The following is a 22,377-nucleotide window of genomic DNA, read 5'->3' as shown; positions in this document are numbered from 1 at the left end:
AAAGAAATGTGAGATATAAGGCGTAAATTTGTCTTTCCAATTCCATCGTAGGAAGAGGTATCATTTTAATCAAACTATTTTGACTTTTAAAGAATTAGGTCTGGCCGACAGCCTTTTAGCAGGAATTGATTCCATGGGCTACAAGACCGCTACTCCCGTACAATCGCAAGTGATAAAGCCGATTTTAGAGGGGAGAGATATTATTGCTTCAGCACAAACTGGTACTGGTAAAACGGCGGCATTTTTGCTGCCTATTGTGAATAAAATCATCACAGAACCACATGCTGAAAATCAAATCAATGCTTTGATTATTGTCCCTACTCGTGAATTGGCCATTCAAATCGCGGACAATATGGAAGGTCTAGGATATTTTACCAATGTTTCTTGCATTGCCGTATATGGAGGAGGGGATGGACAATCTTTTACCACTGAAAAAACAGCCTTAACTAGTGGTTGTGACATTGTTGTTTGTACACCGGGCAGAATGATTGCCCACCTAAATATGGGTTATGTCAATCTCAAAGAGGTAAAATATTTAGTGTTGGATGAAGCAGACCGCATGCTGGATATGGGCTTTCAAGATGATTTAATCAAAATCACCTCCTTTTTAAATCCAGAGCGACAAAACTTATTGTTCTCTGCCACCATGCCGCATAAAATGCGGGAGTTGGCCAGGAAATTATTGAAGAATCCAGTTGAAATTAACATAGCCGTATCTAAACCACCCGAGCAAATTGTTCAAGAGGCTTTTGTGGTTTTCGAGGAACAAAAATCTCCTTTAATCAAGCATTTGCTTCGTTTGAAAGACTACAGTCGGGTGATCATTTTTTGTTCCAGAAAACAAAATGTCAAAACCTTAACCACAGATCTGAAAAGGGCCAAATTTAAAGTAGAAGAAATTCACTCGGATTTGGAACAAGATGTTCGTGAGCAGGTTTTACAAGATTTTAGAAACAAAAAGACAACTATTTTAGTGGCTACCGATATTTTAAGTCGGGGTATTGATATCGATGAAATCGAATTGGTTATCAATTATGATGTTCCCAACGATGGAGAAGATTACATACATCGCATTGGTCGTACTGCACGTGCAGAAAGTCAAGGTACAGCTTATACGTTGATCAGTCCTGCTGAACAACGTAAGTTTGCCAATATTGAGAAACTTCTAGAAAAAGAAGTTACTAAATCTCCTATTCCGGAAGAATTTGGAGCTGGTCCCGCTTATGAGCCAGCCTTACAAAAGGCCGGCGATAAGGGGCGTAATTTTTCTGGTCCTAAAAAAGGAGGCAAGAAGTTTTGGGGTAAAAAGAAAAAATAAAGGCTTATTTCTGAGCCTTTACTCCTGTAGTTCCCCCTTGAGCTAATGTAATATCCACAGGGGCATTGGCTTTCCAACTTCCACGAGTAAAATCAGGGACGTTCATAGAACGAGATCTGTTTTTAACGGAAATCTCACTCAATGGCCCAATCGAACTCCAAGCAGCAGCATCGTAGACGTTTTGATCCAATGGTAATCCATTGCGTAAGCAGTCAATTAAGCGCCAATCCATCATAAAGTCCATTCCTCCATGTCCTCCAATTTGCTTAGCTAATTCACCAATCTTAGCGACAATCGGTGGAGCATATTTTTTCTCTAATTCAGCCATTTCAGCTGCCGAAATCCAATTGTGATGATGATCTGAAATTTTGGTATCAGGATATTTGACAGCCATACCTTTAGTACCACTCAATAAGTGAATACGTGAATATGGGCGAGGAGTAGAGACGTCATGTTGCACCATCATTGTTTTACCTTTTACTGTACGGATGGTGGTGGTATTCATATTTCCACGGAAACTCTTGTTCGTGAATTGTTGATAGAAAGGATCTTTGGCTGCCAATTCCACAGCACGTGGGTGCATGGAGAAATCATTGGTCGAAGTAGATACCAAATAATCCATTTGATCACCTCGATTGATATCCAATAATTGACAAATAGGTCCTAATCCATGCGTAGGATACAAATTACCATTGCGTAAATTTTCTTTCAATCGCCAGCTTTGATAATAGGTGCTTTGTGTGAAATTATGATCTAATAAATCATGTAAATATGCGCCCTCAGCATGTATGATTTCTCCAAAATATCCTTGACGTGCCATGTTGAGCGTCAATAGTTCAAAAAAGTCATAGCAACAGTTTTCCAACATCATGCAATGCTTTTTGGTTTTTTCGGATGTTTCAACCAATTGCCAGCATTCTTCTAAGGTAGTTGCTGCCGGAACTTCCACGGCCACATGTTTCCCTTGTTTCATGGCATATACGGCCATTGGAGTATGTAAATGCCACGGAGTAGCAATGTAGATCAAATCGATATCTGGACGGTCGCACATGGCTTTCCAGGCTTCCTCTTTTTCAGTATAAACAATGGGCTGAATTCCCATTTTACCAAGAGCATTGAGGGCTGCATCCGTCTTTTCTTTTCTGATATCACACACGGCGATGGTCTTTACTCCATCGATGCGATTAACTCGGGTGATTGCACCAGAACCACGGTTTCCTAATCCAATAAATCCAATGCGGACTGTTTCAATTTTAGGGGCTGCATAGCCCGACATATTAAAAACTTGTTTTCCTTGTTCTACCTGCATGCTGGTAGCCAAGTCTTTGATTTCCCATTTGGCAGATCCGCCTAAGGCGGCTAATCCACTTAGTTTGAGAAAATCTCTTCGATTATTATTCATAGTTAAAATAGGTTTTTTGTCAAATTATATGGCTTGCGAGTCGATTACTTGAACCTTCCCCCACAGATGCTTGTTGTCATCGATGAACTTCTTGTGCAGAGGGTGGTATAAATATTCTTTTTCTTTTTCGGCATCAGCAAAAGTCAATACCACTGAAAAAGTATAACTTCCCTCAGTAACAGGTTTGTCGAATTCCGTAATGATGGGTTTGCCTACATGGGCAGTCTGAATCATAGGAAGGCCTCCAAGAGCTTTTAAGGCTTTAAATAGTTGGGTTTTTTCGGCCTCGTTGTTTGGATTTTTAGCCCAAAACAACACGTGGTGGATGAAGTTCATAGATGGAGTAGCTGAAGAACCTGTTAGTGCTGAACCAGCAGCTAAAAGTCCAGATTGTTGTAAAAATTCGCGACGATTGTTCATGTGTTCATTTAAATTTAAACTCAAATTATCATAATTCAATTCTACCATGAAAAATTCAAAAATCAAAGTAATCGTAACAGGGGTTACCGGTATGGTGGGGGAAGGTGTCATGCACGAATGTTTACTTTCACCATATGTGGAAGAAGTATTGGTCATTAGTCGGCGACCTTCAGGTAAATCTCATCCCAAATTAAAGGAGATTATTTTGACGGATTTTTATCAAACGGAAGAGCTAGAAGAGCTAGTAAAAGGCTATGATGCCTGTTATTTTTGCTTGGGTGTAACTTCCATCGGTAAAAACGAAGCAGAGTATACTAAATTAACTTACGATTTAACTTTGGGCTTTGCCAAATCCCTGGAAAAAAATAACCCTCAACTGACTTTTGTTTATGTTTCGGGTAAAAGTACAGATTCCACAGAAAAGGGAAATTTGATGTGGGCAAGGGTTAAAGGTAAGACAGAAAATGACCTTGCAAAATTGAAGTTTAAAGCTGCATTTGCTTTTCGACCAGGTATGATTCATCCTACTCCAGGTTTGCAACATGCTTTACCGTTTTATAAATACATCAATTGGATGTACCCATTTTTGCGTTGGGCTGCACCCAATATGGTTTGTACAATGAAGGAGCTTGGACAGGCGATGATTGCTGTGACTTTATTAGGTTATGACAAAAGCGCAGTCGAAGTAGCGGATATTGTTCATTTATCAAAAGTTCTAGAGGAGAAATAACCAATTTTTTCCCTGATTTTGGCTAATTTTATAGGAAATAAATCAAATACCGTGAATAAGAAAGTTGTACTGATGATATTAGATGGTTGGGGAATTGCCACCAACCCAAAAGTTTCTGCCATAGATGCAGCCAATATCCCCTTTGTTAAATCCTTATATTCCCAATACCCTCATTCTAAATTAGAGGCCTCTGGTTTAGCTGTTGGCCTTCCTGAAGGTCAAATGGGAAATTCAGAAGTAGGTCATATGAATTTAGGTGCTGGTCGTATAGTCTACCAGAACTTAGTTAGGATTAATAAAGCAGTAACAGAAAATACGCTAGGTCAGGAACCTGAATTAGCCAAGGCCTTTGATTATGCCAAAAAAGAAGGTAAAGCAGTTCACTTCATGGGTCTTGTTTCCGATGGAGGTGTACATGCTCACATAGATCATTTAAAATCATTGTTGAGTACTGCACAAGAGGCACAATTGCCCCAAGTTTTTGTGCATGCATTTACGGATGGACGAGATACTGATCCTAAATCAGGCTTAAAGTTTATAACTGATTTAGTTCAACATTGTGATAAAACAGGGGCTCATGTTGCTTCGGTGACTGGTCGTTATTTTGCGATGGACCGTGACAATCGTTGGGAGCGCGTAGCTTTGGCATATCATGCCATGGTGAATGCAGAAGGTCATTTAACACAAGATGTCATTCAGTCCATTAAGGATAGTTATGCAGCTGACGTAACGGATGAATTCATCAAGCCGATCATTGCGACAGATGCCCATGGCACTCCTTTGGCAAAAGTAGCGGAAGGGGATGTGGTTATATGTTTCAATTTCCGCACGGACCGTGGACGTGAAATCACCCAAGCTTTGACGCAGAAAGATTTTCATGAGGAAAATATGCATCGCATGAATTTGTATTATCTGACTATGACGGAGTACGACAAAGAGTTCAACAACGTACATGTTATTTTCAATGATTCTAACCTACCGATGACCCTGGGTGAAGTATTAGAAGGTGCAGGTAAAAAGCAGATTCGTATCGCAGAAACAGAAAAGTATCCACACGTAACTTTCTTCTTTTCAGGAGGTCGTGAGACGCCGTTTGTGGGTCAAACAAATATCTTAAGAAATTCACCTAAAGTGGCTACTTATGATTTACAGCCTGAAATGTCTGCTGCTGATTTGCGTGATGCATTGATTCCAGAGCTGGAAAAAGAGGAGGTGGATTTTGTCTGTTTGAATTTTGCTAATCCTGATATGGTAGGTCATACGGGAGTTTTTTCAGCGGTAGTTAAAGCCGTAGAAACCGTTGATCAATGTGCGGAAGCTGTTGTGAAAGCAGGTTTAGCTCATGGATATAGTTTCATCATCATTGCTGACCACGGAAATGCAGATGTGATGATGAATGAAGATGGGTCACCAAATACTGCCCACTCCACTAATTTAGTACCATGTATTTTAGTAGATAACCAGGATCATCCGACATTGTCAAATGGTAAACTTGGAGATATTGCGCCTACCATCTTAAAATTAATGGGGGTAGAGCAACCTAAAGAAATGACAGGTGTAGCTTTATTTTAAAAAAATTCTATTACCGTTACGTTTTTGTTTATATCATTGGATCGATTGAATATATGGGAAAGGTTATCATTTTTGGAAATACGCAGTCAGCAGAATTAGCTTTATATTATTTACAGAACGATAGTGAACATGAGGTGGCTGGGTTTACGGTGGAGGAACAATACATCAAGGAACCAGAGTTTCATGGATTACCTTTAGTCCCGTTTGAAACGGTAGAACAGCAATTTTCACCCTCGGAATATTTGTTTTTTGCACCAATGACAGCAGCTGGCATGAATCAGGTTCGGGCAAGGGTGTATGAACAAGGTTTGGAGAAAGGTTACAAATACATTTCCTATATCAGTTCACATGCGACCGTTTTGACGGATAAAATTGGGGAAAACTGTTTTATTTTGGAAGATAATACCATTCAACCCTATGTACAGATTGGTAACAACTGTGTCTTGTGGTCGGGTAATCACATCGGTCATCATAGTCGAATAGGGAACCACGTATTTTTTACTTCGCAAATAGTTCTTTCTGGTAATTGCCAAGTAAACGACTATTGTTTCTTTGGGGTTAATGCCACCATCCGCGATAGCTCTGTCATTGGTGAAGGCACCTTTGTTAGTATGGGTGCTACGGTGATGAAACAAAGAACTGAACCCTGGAGTGTTTGGAAAGGAAATGCTGCGGAGAAATCAACGATTTCCAGTAAGGATTTGAAGTTTTAATTTCCTAACGCTGGCAAGGTTCCAAACCTTGACAGCGTTGTGGAAAACGATTGAGATTTCAGTATTATTGTCCAAGAAATTGATAATCAAATTCAAAGAATACCAGGCAATTCCTTTTGGTAAGGACATAAAAAAAGCTCCCATTTGATGGGAGCTTTTTTGTTAGGGTTCCAAGGGTTTATTTTCCTCATCTACGATGACAAAAATATCTTCATTGGGTCGTTTCATTAGGTACTTTTCTCGCGCATATTTTTCCAACAAAGCAGGATTTCCAACCACCATTCGGCGTTCTTTTTCCAGTTCTTTTAATTTTTGTTGGTAAAATGCTTTCTCATTCTTCATCACTCTAAGTTCGTTCCAAAGTCGATATTGTACCCGAAGGTCATTGGTATCTAAAAAGAACATCCAAACCAGCATGATACTAGTAGAGATTACATAGAAGCGATATTTTCCAAGAAAAAGCCCTTTAACGCGATCCATGATCTTAGAAATTCAAACCTGGGAAATATGCGTTAGCACCTAATTCTTCCTCAATACGAAGTAATTGGTTGTATTTAGCCATACGGTCAGAACGTGAAGCTGAACCAGTTTTGATTTGACCTGTATTTAATGCTACAGCCAAGTCAGCGATGGTGGCATCTTCTGTCTCTCCTGAACGGTGTGACATGATGTTTTTGTAAGAATTACGTTTAGCTAAGTTAACTGTGTCAATCGTTTCAGTCAATGAACCAATTTGGTTTACTTTCACTAAAACAGCATTAGCTACACCTTGCTCAATACCTTGTTGTAAACGCTTCACATTTGTAACGAATAAATCGTCACCAACTAATTGACACTTAGAACCAATCAATTTAGTTTGCTCAGCCCAACCTGCCCAATCATCTTCAGCCATACCATCTTCAATTGAAATGATTGGGTATTTGTTCACCCAAGTCTGCCAGTAAGCAGCCATTTCCATATTGTTCAATTGCTTGCCATCCGATTTTTTGAAAGTATACAATCCTGTTTTCTCATCAAAGAATTCAGAAGAAGCAGCATCCATTGCAATGAAAATTTCTTCGCCTGGTTTGTAACCTGCTTTTTCAATGGATTGCAAAACGATTTCGATAGCCTCTTCGTTTGACTTGATGTTGGGAGCAAAACCACCTTCATCACCTACGTTAGTTGAATATCCTTTGCTTTTCAAAACTCCTTTTAAAGCGTGGAATACCTCTGTACCCATACGTAATGCATGAGAGAAGCTTTCTGCTTTAGCTGGCATTACCATGAACTCTTGGAAGTCGATGCTATTGTCAGCATGAGAACCACCATTTAAGATGTTCATCATAGGTACTGGAAGCGTATTCGCATTTACTCCACCGATATAACGGTAAAGTGGAAGACCAGCTTCTTGTGCTGCTGCTTTAGCAACGGCCATAGAAACACCTAAAATAGCATTTGCTCCTAATTTTCCTTTGTTATGTGTACCGTCTAATTCGATCATCAAACGGTCGATCATGTTCTGCTCAGATACCTCTAGGCCCCATAATTCCTCTGCGATAGTTGTGTTTACGTTTTCTACGGCTTTTAAAACGCCTTTTCCTACATAAACAGATTTGTCTTCATCGCGTAATTCCACTGCCTCATGGATACCTGTAGAGGCTCCAGAAGGAACGGCTGCACGACCGAAAGCACCATCTTCTGTTTTGATGTCTACCTCGATTGTGGGATTTCCACGTGAATCTAAAATTTGTCTTGCGTGAACGTACTGTATTGCACTCATCGTATAATTATTATTGTGAATAAATGGATTACGTTGTAATTGATTAAATTGCCCTGCAAAATAACGTATTTTTTAGATAAAATCACTGATTTACCGAAAGTCAGCTGCTTAAATCGCTGATAATTAATCAAATAATAATGAAAGCTAAATTCTTTTTTTCTTCTCTTCTCGCATTTTTTCTTCTTTTTTCTTGGCAGACTTATGCCCAGGCTGCTGAGGTCGAGGTCTTTGAAAAAAAGATTCAAGAAAATCCTTCTGCCATTTTATTGGATGTGCGAACTTCTGGAGAATTTGGCGGAGGCCACTTACCCAAGGCGATGAATATCGATTTTCGTTCTGCCGATTTTGCGGAGCAAATCAAGAAATTGTCTAAAGATAAGCCGGTATTGATATATTGTCTTTCTGGAGGTCGCTCAGCTCAAGCTGCGGAATTAATGCGGAAAGAAGGATTTCAAGTGACGGAATTGAAAGGCGGATATTTGAAATGGACAACGAAATTAAAACCCTTGGAGGGGGTACCTAATGTGGTACACGACAAAGGTTGGGATTTAGCAGATTTTACTAAAAAGGTTCAAAGTGAAAAAGCGGTGGTCGTAGATTTTTATGCCAAATGGTGTGCCCCATGTTTAAAAATGATGCCTACGGTAGATAAACTAACTCAAGATTATTCAGGCAAGGTAACTGTCCTAAAAGTAGAGGCTGATGGTAATCAAGCTATTTTACAATCTTTTGGAATAGACGAAATCCCGAGCTTTTTGGTTTTCCAAGGTGGGAAATTACTCCAAAAAACATCGGGATTCCGGGAAGAAGCTCAATTAAAAGAGCTTTTTGATCAATCTATTGGGACCATTCGGTAGGCTGTCTTTCCCAGCGGTGTTTTTTAAGTTCTTCCAACAAACTTGGAGCTAAACCTTGTCCGTCCGAAGTGCCAATGTTACTTTTCACGTGCTTGATTTTTCTCATGCCTGGAATTATCGTTCCCACATCTGGATTCGATAAGATGAACCGTAAGGCCATTTCAGGCATATCCATATTCTCTGGAACCAAGGGCTTTAACGCATTCGCGTGATCCACACTGGACGTTAAGTTTTCTGGAACGAAATAAGTGGAGCGCCAGTCGTCTGCAGGGAAAGTGGTGTTATAATCCAATAGTCCTGTTAAACTTCCCTCATCCAATGGTACTCGGGCGATGATTCCAATGTCTAATTTTTGACAAAGCGGAAACAATTGATCTTCAGGGTTTTGGTCAAAGATATTATATATCACTTGCACGGAAGAGAATAAATTTGTTTCAAGTGACTTCAGGCAATTATTAGGTTCCCATCGGTTGACAGAAATTCCCCAGTGCTTTACTTTACCCTCTTGACTTAATTTTTGAACCGCCTCTTTCCAATCATCATTGTCCGCCCAAGCATCTTCCCAAACGTGGAATTGCTGCAAATCGATCTGTTCCACACCTAAATTTTTCAGACTTTTTTCTGTGTATTCAATGATGTGCTGAGCGGGGAAACAATCCTTTAATTCAAAATGCGATTTAGATGGCCAAATAAAATTTTTAGGTGGAATTTTAGTGGCAGCATACAATTGTTTGTCGGCATGCTTTTTTAATAATGCACCCAAAATTTGTTCGGATAATCCTTCCCCATAACCCCAAGCTGTGTCGAAGAAATTACAGCCTAATTCTACGGATAATTCTAGAGATTTTTGAACCTCATTATCGTCGGATCCTGTCCAACCTGCTAGGCCCCACATGCCATAGCCAACTTCACTTATTTGCCAATCTGTTTTGCCAAAACGTCTATATTTCATGATGTATTTTTTTCTTAAAGGTAATGATTTTCTCAATTTGCATAAGCTATAAATTCGTATTTGGGCTTATTTTATCCTTGGGATAAATTAGGTTTTAATCAAATTTTTCACGATTTGTGTTTGAACAGATTGTCAAATGGGGCTAAATTGTTAAATGAAATAGGTCTTAATATTAATTAAAAGCGTTAATAACACAAATAACGTGAATTATGGATTTTTATTTAAGAACATTGGGTAGCTTTACATCGTATTAGTTACCTGTGTCAGTTTAATCTACTCAATTTATGAAAAACGTTAAGCCTGTTTCTAGCGACGAGAAGTTGTTAATAAATTTAGGAACCTTCAAAGTTTGCCCAAGCTGTATTTTGTTTATCCGTGGTGAAGGAAATTATTCCAATATATTCCTGAAAGATGGTCGCAAAGTTCTTTCTTGTCGGACTTTGAAATTCTTTGAAATGTTATTGCAAGATTATGGATTCATTCGTCCATCTAAATCCGCATTAGTTAATCCTACCTATATTTCTTCAGTTGATTTGAAAATAGCTAAAGTGATCAAGTTAAACAATGATGTAAATATCTCCATTTCCCGTCGCCAAGTAAGACCTTTGCGTGACTTCTTAAGTAACCATGTTTTGGTGGGGGCTTAGTTATACTGTAAGCCTCAACTCGTGTAAGTTTCTAATAATGTATCCTTCAGCTGTATATAATTTCATCAGCCGCCAGAAGCTATTGATATTTTGATGCTTGTAAATTCTTTCATTTCCCTCCTGTTTAAAACTTATTCTCCTAATTCATTTCATTTATTTCTACGAATAGTTAAATTCGTGGATATCTATTTTATCATATTAATACAATGGAAAGAAGAATATTTTTAAAAGGCTTAGCCTTAGGAGTTTCGGGCCTATATGCCCACTCCAGCCTTGCTGTTAACCCCTATTTAGGACCTTTGGGTGTACAAATATATACTGTTCGTGACGCAGTAGCCAAAGACCTTGAAGGGTCATTGGAGAAATTGGCTGGCCTAGGATATAAAAACCTAGAAATTTATGGCTACAATGGTACTTTCTTTGGCAAAACTGCCCATGAATTTAAAACCATCTTGGATCGTGTAGGCCTGAAAGTAGTTAGCTCTCACCATACATCTGGTGTTGCAATCAAATCCAAAGGAACTTTGTCAGACGGATGGCAAAAAGCCGTTGAAGATTTACACCACGTAGGTGCAGAGTTCATGGTATGTGCATTCTTATTTCCGAATGAGCGTAGTGCAGATCATTACAAGGCACTACCTAGCTTGTTAACCAGTTCGGGTGAAGCCACTAAATCGGCTGGTATCCAATTTGCCTACCACAACCACGATTTTGAATTTGTGAAGTCGGCAGATTTTGTTCCTTATGATTATATTTTACAAAATACTTCAGCTGATTTAGTGAAAATGGAAGCTGATTTATATTGGTTTGGTCGTGCAGGCGTCGATCCAGTTGCTTATTTTGAGAAACACCCAGGTCGTTTCCCACTGTGGCACGTGAAAGATATGGAAGCAGGAACCAAGGTATTTACTGAGGTTGGAAATGGAACCATTGATTTTGATCGCATCTTCGCTGCTAGAAAAGCGGCAGGTTTGAAATACTGGTTCGTCGAGCAAGACGTAAGTAAGCGCGATCCTTTTGAAAGCTTAAAAATCAGTCGCGATTATTTAGCGAAGAAGAATTTCTAGGATTTTAAATCTTCCATAAATGGTTCCCAAAAGCTAGGATTGTACTTTTCCCAAGCATGGCAGCCAAAGGGTAATTTTCCTGCATTGAGATGAAGACTTATTTGTGGATTCTGTTCAAATGCAAAAGCCAAAGCCTCTTTCCAAGTAGGTAATTTGAGTAAGAAACGAAGCGGAAAAGCTCTTTTATGGTAGACAGAAAAAAGGGAATCTTCATTGGCAGGCCAAGTGCCAAATAGCCGATGATACCAGTTTAAAAATTTGATAATGGGGGCCACTTTTCGTAAAGATAGGCCCCCATTCATCATAATAGGCTCTATCAGGGGCCATTGGAAAGCATCTTTATTATCCCAATGCTTCTTTTTTAATTTAGGGGCACCTATATAATCATAACCTTTTTGGCACCAGGCGACCAAATCATCTTGGAAAACATAAGCGTCTAATTGGTAAATCAGAATAAACTCATGCTGGATAAAGCGCTCGTAAAAAGCGGGGTCAATTAATAAGTGGTTATAGGTTTTGGTACTAGTAAAAAAGGCTGGAGGGAAATAGACCAAATTAGCTTCTGGAAAATGCTCATGTACATAAGGGGCATTAAGTCCTTCAGGTAGCACGAAATGAATGGGGTAGTGGCCTAATATTTTTTTACACTGGAGCAAAGATTTTTGTTCCAGGGCCGAAATAACTTCTTTGTAAATAGGAATAACGATTCCCACCAATGTTTGCATGTTATTCAATGATATCACCTAAGACGGGATGCCACCACTTGCCTCCGTCATGCAATTTATAACCTCCTTGCAATACTCCTTTCAAAACAGGCCAAATTCTTAGTAATCGGTTATTGGCTAGGTTAGCCCGCATTTGGTAATGTTGCATTCGGCTGGCCACTTTATTTAAGGCATTGTCGCCTGCTTTACCACTGGCTTTTAGATAATTGTATAGGGCTGTGGAATCTGTAGCTTTCTTTTCAATCTGAGCTAATTTAGCTGTTCTTGAACGCTTTAGTCGGTCCATAAGCGAGACGGCTTTTTTTTCACTTTTAAGGCCTACTTGCTGACTGTCATGTTCTCGGTATTGTATCAATGGCTCTTTCACAAAAGCGATTCGATTCGTCATTGACAAAAACAAGGCTATCCAACCATCATGAATGAGCTCAGGAATGATGTGAGGAGTAGGAAAAACTTCCTTTTTTACTTGAGAACGAATGGCCAATGTAGCCCCTGTGACCACATAACCTTTTAATAATATGTCAAAGGAATTACCTGCCTTCCAAGCATCTTGCAATGGCTCTATAAATTCAATTTGTTCAAAGCTTGTTTTACCTGTTGGTTTTCCTGCTCGGTCAATCATGATCGCATTGGAAAAAACCGCATCTTTATCTGGATATTGTTCGAAATATCGAACTAAAGTTTCTACTTTGTGAGGTAACCATAAGTCATCTTGGTCACTAAAGAAGATGATATCTCCTGTGCATGCTTGCACACACAATTCAAAGTTTTTACTACTTCCCACATTCATTTCATTCTGATGAATGCGTACTTGAAATGGGACTTTTTCTTTGAATACTTCTAGAATTTCGATGCTTTTGTCGCTAGATCCATCGTCAAAAACAACGAGCTCATGGATGGCTTGAGTCTGTGAAGCTATACTTTCCAGTTGATATGGGAGGTATTTTTCGCCGTTATAGGTACAAAGAGCAACTGAAATATGGGGCATTCAAACAGATTAAAAATTCAATATAAGGAAATAACGCTATTTACATAGGGACGTAAACCACTTTTTTAGTCTCAAAAAATTCTTCGTTGAAGATTTCCCCCAACTCAAATATCTTATGTTTTTTACCAAATTCAGCCAATTCTTCTGTTAAATCTCCTCCTTTTAAACATAGAATGCCATTTCTTTGGGTATGAAAATGGTTTGGACTGATTTTATTTTTGACCCAATAATAGAATGGTGTAATGCGTGTAACGGCTCTACTAACTACAAATTCAAAGTCTTGATCCAAATCTTCTGCCCTGGTATGTAAAGCGGTGACATTCTCTAAACCAAGAGAAGCCGCGACTCCTTCCACCACTTTGATTTTTTTACCAATGCTATCTACTAAAGTAAAAGTACATTGAGGGAATAAAATGGCCAATGGGATACCTGGAAAACCTCCGCCTGTTCCTACGTCTAAGATTTCAGTTCCTGGTCGGAAATTAATGATTTTAGCTATTCCCAAGGAATGAAGCACATGATGTAGCATCAGATTGTCGATATCCTTTCGGGAGATAACGTTGATTTTTTCATTCCATTCTTGATACAAAGGGTAGAGCATTTCAAATTGCTCCAATTGTTTGGATGTCAGTTCAGGAAAGTAATTTTTGATGATATCGGCTTTCATTTCTTTTTCAAAGTGCAAAGATACGTAAATGCCTTGTTTAAAAGAATGTTTCGAAATTCGATATCGCTAGATTTACTTGAAGGATGTTGTTGATATCCACATTATTTTTAGCAGCATTGTTAAAACGGAAAATGCTTTGTTGCATATAGCCCATTTCTACCGACAAATTGGAGTTAATTCGGTAACCTACACCTAGTAATACGCGGTTTTGATCAAATATATTCAGGTTAGGAACTTGTTCCCCCATGTTAATCATCAACTCATTGTAGGCTTGAACATACCAAGTTTTATCTTCCATTTTGGCTTTTCCCAATGGCATACTGGCCTTAATTTGGTAGCGAAATCTTTTTCTGTAGGTGCTAGTTGAAAAATCTCCTCCATAAACAAAGCTTTTATCATCCACGGGTTGGTTGACGCCTAACCAACGGAATTCATAGCGAAAGCGATGATCAATGCGTAAACGGTTAAGCTGCTGGGTTAATATAACTTGAGGTGCTATGCGTAATTCTGAGAAAAATGCCGACGGTTCACCATTACTAAATCGATTGCTTCCTATCCATCCTAAAGGCATCAAAGAGAAGCGCACAGCAGGACTCATTTGATAATGAATGTAGGGCCTGAAAATGTGCTGGTTTAAATTATGGTAAGGATTGCCTGTCGTGGTATTCGGATTATAATCTCCTTGTTGGTCTTGTCTTCTATGTTGGTTTTCTAATTGCCAACTGAATTTGCCTGCTATTTTACCGGATATGTTTAGGTCAGTCCAGCCATTTGAAATATGGTAGTATTGCCTGGGGGATTGTGCTTTTGCGCTCAGTACGCAAAACATAAGCACAAGCTTTAGGCTTAGGCTTAACTGTTTCATGTATTATATTGGTGTATAAAAAAAAGGGAAGCATTTAGCTTCCCTCAAAATTACAAGCTTTTATCCCGTAATCCAACGGAAAAAGACGAACAAACCTGCCGCCAATACGATGGTTACTGGGAGAGTTAATACCCAAGCCATGACAATATTTTTGACGGTTCCGCCTTGAAGATTTTTGATACCTTTAGAAGCTACCATGGTTCCTGCGATACCAGAGCTCAATACGTGCGTGGTACTTACTGGCCATTTATAAGCCGTGGCTAGTCCAATGGTTACCGAGGCAATTAGCTCAGCAGAGGCTCCTTGTGCATAGGTTAAATGGTGCTTTCCAATTTTCTCACCAATGGTTACCACGATTCGTTTCCAACCGACCATAGTGCCTAGGCCTAAGGAAAGAGCCACCATCCACATCACCCAGTTCGGAGCGAAATCAGTCACCGCGGCTATACCCGTTCCCGATGTAGCGCCAAAGGCGAAAAAAGCAGCTTTATCACCTGCTGTAGCTTTTTTGAATGCTTTTTTATCTGCTTCAGAAAGAGCAACAGATTCACTTTCAATCAATTTTTTGGCATGCTTGTTAATATTCAATGCCGCTTTTCTAATGTCAAACTTTTGCTTAGTCGATAAGTTACTGGTCTGAATGTTTTTAGTTAAAAGTAGTTCGTGTAAAGCTTTAGAAGAACTAATTACGGTACGGAAACTTTCTTGTTCTTTGACAGAAAGAGTGGTGGTATCGATTTTAGCTGAAATGATTTCTACTTGAGTTAAATCTTTTTGTAGACGATTCAAATCTAAGGTTGAATTGATGGCAAAATAGCCAGGTAAAAAGGCAATCAAAATGACCATTACTAGACCAATACCTTTTTGGCCGTCATTACGTCCGTGGAAAAAAGATACCAAAGTGCACGTTGTAATTAGAATAGCACGAATCCAAAGTGGAGGAGGGGAATTCTTTTTAGGCTCTTTAAAGATTTCTTTATTTTTGATGGTCTTTTTTAAGATGTACATCAAAACGATGGCCAAGGCAAAACCAAATAGAGGCGAAAGCAATAAGGCTTGTCCTATTTCTTGAGCTTTATCCCAGTTCACGGCACTAACGTTTGTTTGATTTTCTGGCAAAATAGCATGACCTACTCCAATTCCTATGATAGAACCAATTAAGGTATGCGAACTAGAGGCAGGAATACCAAAGTACCAAGTACCTAAATTCCATAAAATGGCTGAAAATAGTAGGGAAAGTGCCATGGCCATGGAATGATACACGTTGGTATCAATGAGGAGTTCGGTCGGTAATAGGCCAATGATACTCATGGTAACTCCCACACCACCGGTCAAAAGACCTACAAAATTCATGAATCCAGACCAAACTACTGCTTGTGTGGGTTTCAATGAATGGGTGTAGATAACGGTCGCTACTGCGTTGGCTGTATCATGGAATCCATTAACGAATTCAAAGGCACAGGCTGCGAATAAGCAGAAAAATAGTAGGAAGAATAAGGTAGGATCTAACCCAAACATAAAGTATTATTTAAGGTATATTGGTGCAAATATGATCGCAAAAGTACGGTTTACCCATCAAGCCAATGTTAAGTAATTGTTAAATTCTCTATTTCTTCTTTCTTCTTGCTTTTTTAGCTTCAGAAAGCAATTTTTTCGCTTCGGTATATTGACTCGTTTTTTTATCGGCTTTATCCATTACTTCTTTACAATGGTCTACGGCCGTATCATAATCTCCTTCTTGATAGGCAATACGAGCTAGGCCTAGAACAGAGGCCCAATAATATCCTGACTCTAAGGAAGCAGTTTGAATGGAGAAATCCATGCATTTTTTGAAATAGATTTTAGCTTCAGCAGAATTTCTGAAAATATATAATTGGTAATATCCTAGAATATAGGAGGCATAACGTCCTGAGACGCCTTCATAGCCTACTTGATGGTTATCTATTTTGTTCAGAATACTTTTAGAAACCTCCATGGCTTCATCCAATTTCCCTAACATGAATGCTGAACGAGCATGATATCTCTCGAAGAAAGGATTGTCGGGGTAATTCTGGTGCGTGTATTTGGCAAGCTCATAACTCTTTTCCGACATGTTTTCCATGGCATAAATTTGCAAAAGGAAATAGCGGGCTTCCGTACGTGTATAAAAGGCTTGGTAGCTTACTTTTTCTAATTGTTCTATGCCTTGTTGCTTATTGGCTTTGGGAAAAAGCCAAAGTACAGGACGTAATAATTTAAAGTTTTGCTTGATAAAATGGTAGTAATAGTTGTACAAGCCATCGCCAAACATCAATTCAGGACTGAAATCAGCAAATTCACGGGAATATTCTAAGTATTTTAACGCACTTTTAGCGGCAAGCGTGGCGCGTGCCCAGTGCTTGCGTTCAGAATGTAAGCGTCCTTTGAAGCCATAGGCTGCAGCCATAAAGAAGGCAGCTTCTGGGTTTTCGGTTTCATCCCAAATTTTCTCTGCTTTAGAAATACTACGATCCATGTATTCCAAAAGGCGGTCATCATATACCTCATTTTGGGTATTGGGCACTATTTTCCACCATTGTACCAGTCCTAATAGGAAGTCGGGCAGTGGATGATCTGGATGTTTGACTTTGAGGTAATTGAATTCCCTTTCGGCTTCTGGGAATTTGAAGTTGTACATTTGATTGATGGCATTCGTTGCTTCAATCTGAACTTCGGAAGTTAATAAAAGCATCCCTTTGGAACGCTCTTTTTCTGCTTCTTCGGTTTTCTTCCACCATTGTCCTGCACTCAGAAACGATAGTGAAAGAAAACCTACAAGTAGCAAGTATGATCTAAGACGATATCTCGATCTCATCTCCATTATGGTTCAAAAACTTAAAGTCAGTAATACCTAGGGAAGAATCTTCTGTAATGTGGATCCAAGACTTAAACGTCATGAACCATTTCATTCGTATAGAAGGAAATCCTTTGGTAAAGTAAGCACTTAAGAAGGGATGAACCAATAAAGTGAGTTTTTTCTCATTTTGTTTGGTAACCAAATGTTCCACATGCTGCGCAATGATCTCCGAAACGGCAATACTAGCAGTAATGGTACCGGTACCTCCACAACTAGGACAGGTTTCATGTGTAGCCACATTCATTTCCGGACGAACACGCTGACGGGTGATTTGCATCAGACCGAATTTGGTCAGCGGTAGGATGGTGTATTTTGAACGGTCCGTTCTCATTTCATCACGCATGATGTCCTGAATCAACTTACGGTTATCCGCTTTTTTCATGTCGATGAAATCGATCACGATGATACCACCCATATCACGAAGGCGTAATTGACGCGCAATTTCCTTAGCTGCTTCTCGATTAACACTTAAAGCAGTAGCCTCTTGATCGTCTTCTGAATTGGATTTATTTCCCGAATTCACGTCGATCACGTGTAAAGCTTCCGTGTGTTCGATGATTAAATAACCACCAGCAGGCAAAGAAACAGATCTTCCAAAAAGCATTTTCAATTGCTTCTCGATACCCACTTGTTCAAATAATTTGGTTTTACCCGTATGTAATTTGACAATCTTTTCTTTTTCTGGAGCTACTTGATGTACATAACCTTTGGCTTCATTGTACAAATCCTGGTTATCTACGATGACATTGTCAAAATCGTTGTTCAGTAAATCACGTAACATAGAGGTGGCACGGCTCATTTCACCAATGACACGGTCTCTAGGTTTAGCATCAACTAATTTGGCAATACCATCTTCCCATTTAGAAATAGAATCACGCAGGTCGCGTTCCATTTCTTCTACGGCTTTACCTTCCGCTACTGTACGAACGATAACCCCGAAATTTTTTGGTTTGATGGATGACATCAATTTCATCAATCGGCTTCTTTCAGCTTTGGACGTAATTTTCTTAGAAATATTCACGCCATTAGAGAAAGGAACTAATACCAAAAATCTTCCTGCTATGGAAATATCACAAGAAAGACGAGGGCCTTTGGTGGAAATAGGTTCTTTGACTACCTGCACTAAGACGAGTTGATTGCGGGTTAAAACCTTATCGATTTTACCTAATTTATCAATTTCCTCTTCTATTTTGAAGTTCTCTAACTTGATGTTTTTGCCCTTTTTGTTCATGACATCACGCGAGAATTTCTGCAATGAGTTCAAGTTAGGACCTAAGTCATGGTAATGAAGGAAAGCATCCTTTTCATAACCAATATCAATGAAGGCAGCGTTAAGACCAGAGACTAATTTTTTGACAGTACCAAGATAGATATCACCTACGGAGAATTGAGGTTCCGACTGTTCAATGTGATATTCTACAATCCTTTTGTCTTGCAAAAGGGCAATTCTATCCCCTTTGGGGGTAGAATTAATGATTAATTCATTACTCACAATATATTACGAGAAGAATGTTAGACGGGACAGACTTATCCCTACGCTAATATATATAACAAACACCAAAAACAGGCCATTTTGGATGGTCTGTTTTTGGGTTACCTAATTACACTACCAAAAGGAGGTAATTATACTAACTATTTCTTCTTGTGACGATTCTTACGAAGACGTTTCTTTCTTTTGTGTGTTGAAATCTTATGACGTTTTCTTTTCTTTCCGCAAGGCATACCTTTTAGCGTTTAAATTTTGAATAATGTAAGAAGTTGATTTTCAACCTCAATGTTTTTGCATTTCTGCGAGCAACTCTTGGGCAGCTTTGGTTTCTTCAGGGTCTTTGCTCTTGTCAAGGACCATCCGAAGCACTTTCTTTGCCTCATCTAATTTATCTAACTGGGCCAAGCAAAAACCGAGGTTTAAGGCGGCTTTGTAATTCGTTGGTTCCAGCTTCAATATCTGTGTGAATCGTTCCTGGCCTTTGCCAAATTGATTCGATTTAATGGATAAAATCCCTAGGTTAAATAAAGCTGGCACGAATGTCGGCTCTTGTTCAATCACTTCCCTCAATAAGGTGATTCCTTTCATCGGGGTGGGTGTATCCACGTAAGTCATCGCCAAATTCGTTTTAACCAAGAGGTTTGACGGATCTTTCGATAATACTTGTTCAAAATATACACGTGCTTTCTCTCCCATGGCTTTACCCTTAGTAGGGTTCAGAGCATAAGTTTGGGCTTCAAAATACAATTGGCCCGCACGCAAGAGGTTATTCAAGGCAGGGTGCTGATCAGCGAATTGTCCTGCATAATAAGCAGCACTGTCGTAGTGATTAGCTCCCACAAATGTGTTGATTAATTTATCCAACACACTGGATTGTGAAACCTCTGTTTTTGCTTGACTAAATTCAGATTTTAATTTTGCAACTGCGGCTTGTTGAGCTTTCGTCAAGGGTGCAGCATGCGTTTCTTCTGATTTTGTCGCGCTTTCTTCTGTATGTTCATCCTGGTGCTCATCGCCTTTCGCATCGCGATTGGCTCCTCCAGCAGGAGCATTACTCGTTGTATTACTCACATTTCCCTTGGGTAATTGAAATATGAGGGCAGTTAACCCAAGGCCAATAACAAGAATGATCACATAGGATTTCTTCATCTTTCTAGACCTGAGGTATTATACCTTATTTAGCAGGGTCAGTGCTCGTTTTAACTTGTTCAATGAACACTTTAGCTGGCTTGAAGCTAGGTACATAGTGCTCGTCAATAGTAATTGCCGTGTTTTTTGAAATATTTCTAGCAATCTTTTTAGCTCTCTTTTTGTTGATAAAACTTCCAAAACCACGAACATAAATGTTCTCTTGTTTGGATAAATTATCTTTTACAACTTCGAAAAACTTTTCTAACGTTTCAGAAACATCTTTTTTGTCAATCCCTGTTTTGCTGGAAATTTCAGCAATTACATCTGCCTTGGTCACGGTAATTAATGCTTTAAATTATCAATTTTGTTCTAATCGCTTTCCCTTTCTTTAAAAGGGACACAAAAGTAATGTTTTTCTCGAAGAATAGAAATGGTTGTCAATGATTTAATTGATTTTTTTAGCAAATGCATGTCAAATAGCTCCCTTCTTTCTTCGTATCTTTGAATCATCCCATGCAATCTACAAATCATCACCCTTTTACAGAAGGTCTATTAACCTGGTATCGTCAACATGCTCGCGAGTTGCCTTGGCGACAAACCCGTGATCCATATGCAATTTGGTTGTCAGAGGTCGTATTGCAACAAACCCGCGTAGCGCAGGGATTACCCTATTACCTGAAACTACTCGAGGTTTTTCCGACCATTGAGTCCCTTGCTCATGCAGATGAATCCGTTCTTTTTCGTCATTGGCAAGGATTAGGTTATTATTCCCGAGCTAGAAATTTACATAAAACAGCCAAGTTGGTTGTTTCTGAATACCAAGGACAATTCCCCTCTACCTATGAGGCATTGATTCAATTACCCGGTGTGGGTCCATATACAGCAGCAGCTATAGCATCATTTGCCTTTGGAGAAGCTAAACCAGTTGTAGATGGAAATGTCTTTCGAATATTGGCCCGCTATTTTGGCATTGAAACGGATATTCTACATAGTTCTGCCAGAAAAGAATTTACCGATGTGGCATTGGAATTAATCCCGAAGGACCAACCTGCTGAATTTAATCAAGCCATTATGGATTTTGGCTCGTTGCAATGTAGCCCAGCACCTTTGTGTGCAAGCTGTCCATTGAGCCTGACTTGTATAGCATTTCAGCAGAAGCGTATTCAGGATTTTCCCGTGAAGCAAAAGAAAGCTAAACAAAGGAATCGATATTTTAATTACTTTATCTTGGAACAAGGGAATAAGATGCTTGTTCGAGAAAGAAAGGGAAAGGATATTTGGTCGGGTTTATGGGAGTTTTATTTATTAGAATCTTCACAAGAAGAAGAGCTTGAAAGCTTAGTGGAATTGGATAAGATTTTACCAAAATTCCTTCACGATGCAGTCATTCAACCATTGAAGTCGCCCAAAATACATCTATTGAGTCATCAAAAAATCCATTGCAAAGCTTGGCATGTCCAAGTTCCTGATAATCTTGATATTAGCCATGTGGAAGATTTTCAATGGATAGGGCCAGAGGACTTTGAAAAGCTAGGAAAATCGGTCTTGCTTTTGAATCTGATAACTGATAATTTGCATCTGGAGATTTTTAATGATTCAATGCCACGATAATTTTGTTTTGGCAAAGGGTTTGCCGATAATCATTTAAAACAAACACATTATGGCAGGAGTAAACAAAGTTATTTTACTAGGCAATTTGGGCGGAGACCCAGAAGTTAGGGCCTTACCCAGTGGAATTAAAGTGGCCAATATCAATATTGCCACGTCTGAATCTTATCCAGGAAAGGATGGGCAGCGCGTGGAGCAAACAGAATGGCATCGCGTAGAACTGTGGGATAATTTGGCCAATATCGCAGAACAATATTTGCGAAAAGGGAATCAGGTGTACATTGAAGGAAAAATTCGTTCCGAAGAATGGCAAGATAAAAATGGGGCTACCGTGCGTGGATACCGAATTAGGGCGACATCCATCAACTTGATTGGAGGTCGAAATGATCGTCCAGCGAATGATGCTCCAGAAGCTAGACCTCGACCAGAAGCTTTGCCAACTGCCGATAAATCTGCTTCGCCTTCTCCGAGTTTTGCCCAAGAATCTGATTCCGGAGACGATGATCTTCCATTTTAATATTCTGGACTAGAAGGGAATAGATAAAAAAACTATTCCCTTTTTTATAAATTTGCATAAATTTAGTTTTAC

Annotated in this window: 23 protein-coding genes; 9 read left to right on the top strand and 14 right to left on the bottom strand. The window is 39.2% G+C overall.

Annotated elements, in window-relative coordinates:
* Positions 1–79 precede the first annotated feature (79 nt).
* Positions 80–1,318, top strand: coding sequence for a DEAD/DEAH box helicase (locus tag G9H60_RS10730; RefSeq protein WP_223144058.1), 1,239 nt, complete (start codon positions 80–82; stop codon positions 1,316–1,318).
* 4 nt (positions 1,319–1,322) lie between these two features.
* Here G9H60_RS10730 and G9H60_RS10725 read toward each other — a convergent pair whose 3' ends face one another.
* Both G9H60_RS10725 and G9H60_RS10720 read right to left on the bottom strand, forming a co-directional pair.
* Positions 1,323–2,720, bottom strand: coding sequence for a Gfo/Idh/MocA family protein (locus G9H60_RS10725; protein WP_223144057.1), 1,398 nt, complete (start codon positions 2,718–2,720; stop codon positions 1,323–1,325).
* 24 nt (positions 2,721–2,744) lie between these two features.
* Positions 2,745–3,140, bottom strand: coding sequence for a Dabb family protein (locus G9H60_RS10720; protein WP_223144056.1), 396 nt, complete (start codon positions 3,138–3,140; stop codon positions 2,745–2,747).
* A 46-nt stretch (positions 3,141–3,186) separates the two neighbouring features.
* On the opposite strand from G9H60_RS10720, the gene G9H60_RS10715 reads away from it, so the two are divergent.
* Genes G9H60_RS10715 through G9H60_RS10705 form a run of 3 tightly spaced genes read left to right on the top strand, consistent with a single transcriptional unit; the run spans position 3,187 to position 6,155 of the window.
* Entirely contained in the window at positions 3,187–3,870 is a 684-nt protein-coding gene (locus G9H60_RS10715) for an NAD-dependent epimerase/dehydratase family protein (protein WP_223144055.1), read from the top strand.
* Positions 3,871–3,921: 51 nt separating this feature from the next.
* Complete coding sequence (gpmI, locus tag G9H60_RS10710) at positions 3,922–5,442, top strand: 2,3-bisphosphoglycerate-independent phosphoglycerate mutase (RefSeq protein ID WP_223144054.1); 1,521 nt, start codon at positions 3,922–3,924, stop codon at positions 5,440–5,442.
* A 53-nt stretch (positions 5,443–5,495) separates the two neighbouring features.
* Complete coding sequence (locus G9H60_RS10705; protein WP_223144053.1) at positions 5,496–6,155, top strand: acetyltransferase; 660 nt, start codon at positions 5,496–5,498, stop codon at positions 6,153–6,155.
* Between the two features lie 162 nt (positions 6,156–6,317).
* On the opposite strand, the gene G9H60_RS10700 is transcribed toward G9H60_RS10705, so the two are convergent.
* Together G9H60_RS10700 and eno are read right to left on the bottom strand one after the other, a co-directional pair.
* A complete protein-coding gene (locus tag G9H60_RS10700; RefSeq protein WP_109321894.1) occupies positions 6,318–6,635 on the bottom strand; it encodes an FtsB family cell division protein in 318 nt (105 codons plus the stop codon).
* A gap of 4 nt (positions 6,636–6,639) precedes the next feature.
* Entirely contained in the window at positions 6,640–7,917 is a 1,278-nt protein-coding gene (gene eno / locus G9H60_RS10695; RefSeq protein ID WP_109321895.1) for a phosphopyruvate hydratase, read from the bottom strand.
* A gap of 137 nt (positions 7,918–8,054) precedes the next feature.
* Here eno and G9H60_RS10690 point away from each other — a divergent pair, with 137 nt between their 5' ends.
* Positions 8,055–8,774, top strand: coding sequence for a thioredoxin domain-containing protein (locus G9H60_RS10690; protein ID WP_223144052.1), 720 nt, complete (start codon positions 8,055–8,057; stop codon positions 8,772–8,774).
* Here G9H60_RS10690 and G9H60_RS10685 read toward each other — a convergent pair.
* Positions 8,755–9,726: an aldo/keto reductase gene (locus tag G9H60_RS10685; RefSeq protein WP_223144051.1), complete on the bottom strand. Its 972-nt coding sequence runs from the start codon at positions 9,724–9,726 to the stop codon at positions 8,755–8,757. The two genes, G9H60_RS10690 and G9H60_RS10685, sit on opposite strands and share 20 nt — an antisense overlap.
* A 284-nt stretch (positions 9,727–10,010) precedes the next feature.
* Between G9H60_RS10685 and G9H60_RS10680 the strand changes: the two genes are divergently transcribed.
* Both G9H60_RS10680 and G9H60_RS10675 read left to right on the top strand, forming a co-directional pair.
* On the top strand, positions 10,011–10,373 hold the full coding sequence (locus G9H60_RS10680; protein WP_223144050.1) for a LytR/AlgR family response regulator transcription factor: 363 nt from the start codon (positions 10,011–10,013) through the stop codon (positions 10,371–10,373).
* A 206-nt stretch (positions 10,374–10,579) separates the two neighbouring features.
* The gene (locus G9H60_RS10675; RefSeq protein WP_223144049.1) at positions 10,580–11,440 is read left to right on the top strand and encodes a sugar phosphate isomerase/epimerase family protein; all 861 of its coding nucleotides are present in this window, start codon (positions 10,580–10,582) and stop codon (positions 11,438–11,440) included.
* On the opposite strand, the gene G9H60_RS10670 is transcribed toward G9H60_RS10675, so the two are convergent.
* From G9H60_RS10670 to G9H60_RS10630, 9 genes are all read right to left on the bottom strand, one after another.
* Positions 11,437–12,165: a DUF5672 family protein gene (locus G9H60_RS10670; RefSeq protein ID WP_223144048.1), complete on the bottom strand. Its 729-nt coding sequence runs from the start codon at positions 12,163–12,165 to the stop codon at positions 11,437–11,439. The two genes, G9H60_RS10675 and G9H60_RS10670, sit on opposite strands and share 4 nt — an antisense overlap.
* Position 12,166: 1 nt before the next feature.
* Positions 12,167–13,153 (bottom strand): glycosyltransferase family 2 protein, encoded by a 987-nt coding sequence (locus G9H60_RS10665; RefSeq protein WP_223144047.1) that lies wholly within the window; start codon positions 13,151–13,153, stop codon positions 12,167–12,169.
* Positions 13,154–13,193: 40 nt separating this feature from the next.
* Positions 13,194–13,820: a 16S rRNA (guanine(527)-N(7))-methyltransferase RsmG gene (gene rsmG / locus G9H60_RS10660; protein ID WP_223144046.1), complete on the bottom strand. Its 627-nt coding sequence runs from the start codon at positions 13,818–13,820 to the stop codon at positions 13,194–13,196.
* 37 nt (positions 13,821–13,857) lie between these two features.
* Entirely contained in the window at positions 13,858–14,649 is a 792-nt protein-coding gene (locus tag G9H60_RS10655; RefSeq protein ID WP_223144045.1) for a DUF2490 domain-containing protein, read from the bottom strand.
* 96 nt (positions 14,650–14,745) lie between these two features.
* A complete protein-coding gene (locus G9H60_RS10650) occupies positions 14,746–16,203 on the bottom strand; it encodes an inorganic phosphate transporter (RefSeq protein ID WP_223144044.1) in 1,458 nt (485 codons plus the stop codon).
* 88 nt (positions 16,204–16,291) lie between these two features.
* Entirely contained in the window at positions 16,292–17,518 is a 1,227-nt protein-coding gene (locus tag G9H60_RS10645) for a tetratricopeptide repeat protein (protein WP_223144043.1), read from the bottom strand.
* A complete protein-coding gene (locus G9H60_RS10640) occupies positions 17,496–19,052 on the bottom strand; it encodes an Rne/Rng family ribonuclease (RefSeq protein WP_223144042.1) in 1,557 nt (518 codons plus the stop codon). Before G9H60_RS10640 ends, G9H60_RS10645 begins: the two co-directional genes overlap by 23 nt.
* 279 nt (positions 19,053–19,331) lie before the next feature.
* Positions 19,332–20,198 carry a tetratricopeptide repeat protein gene (locus tag G9H60_RS10635; RefSeq protein WP_223144041.1) on the bottom strand — a complete coding sequence of 289 codons (867 nt, stop codon included), beginning with the start codon at positions 20,196–20,198 and terminating at the stop codon, positions 19,332–19,334.
* Between the two features lie 25 nt (positions 20,199–20,223).
* On the bottom strand, positions 20,224–20,517 hold the full coding sequence (locus tag G9H60_RS10630; RefSeq protein WP_109321911.1) for an HU family DNA-binding protein: 294 nt from the start codon (positions 20,515–20,517) through the stop codon (positions 20,224–20,226).
* A 176-nt stretch (positions 20,518–20,693) separates the two neighbouring features.
* Here G9H60_RS10630 and mutY point away from each other — a divergent pair, with 176 nt between their 5' ends.
* Positions 20,694–21,791 carry an A/G-specific adenine glycosylase gene (gene mutY, locus G9H60_RS10625; protein WP_223144040.1) on the top strand — a complete coding sequence of 366 codons (1,098 nt, stop codon included), beginning with the start codon at positions 20,694–20,696 and terminating at the stop codon, positions 21,789–21,791.
* A 49-nt stretch (positions 21,792–21,840) separates the two neighbouring features.
* On the top strand, positions 21,841–22,305 hold the full coding sequence (gene ssb / locus G9H60_RS10620; RefSeq protein ID WP_223144039.1) for a single-stranded DNA-binding protein: 465 nt from the start codon (positions 21,841–21,843) through the stop codon (positions 22,303–22,305).
* Positions 22,306–22,377 lie beyond the last annotated feature (72 nt).

This window comes from Aquirufa aurantiipilula (assembly GCF_019923745.1).
GTDB classification, from domain to species: Bacteria; Bacteroidota; Bacteroidia; order Cytophagales; family Spirosomataceae; genus Aquirufa; species Aquirufa aurantiipilula.
This window is presented reverse-complemented; position numbering and strand designations above follow the sequence as displayed.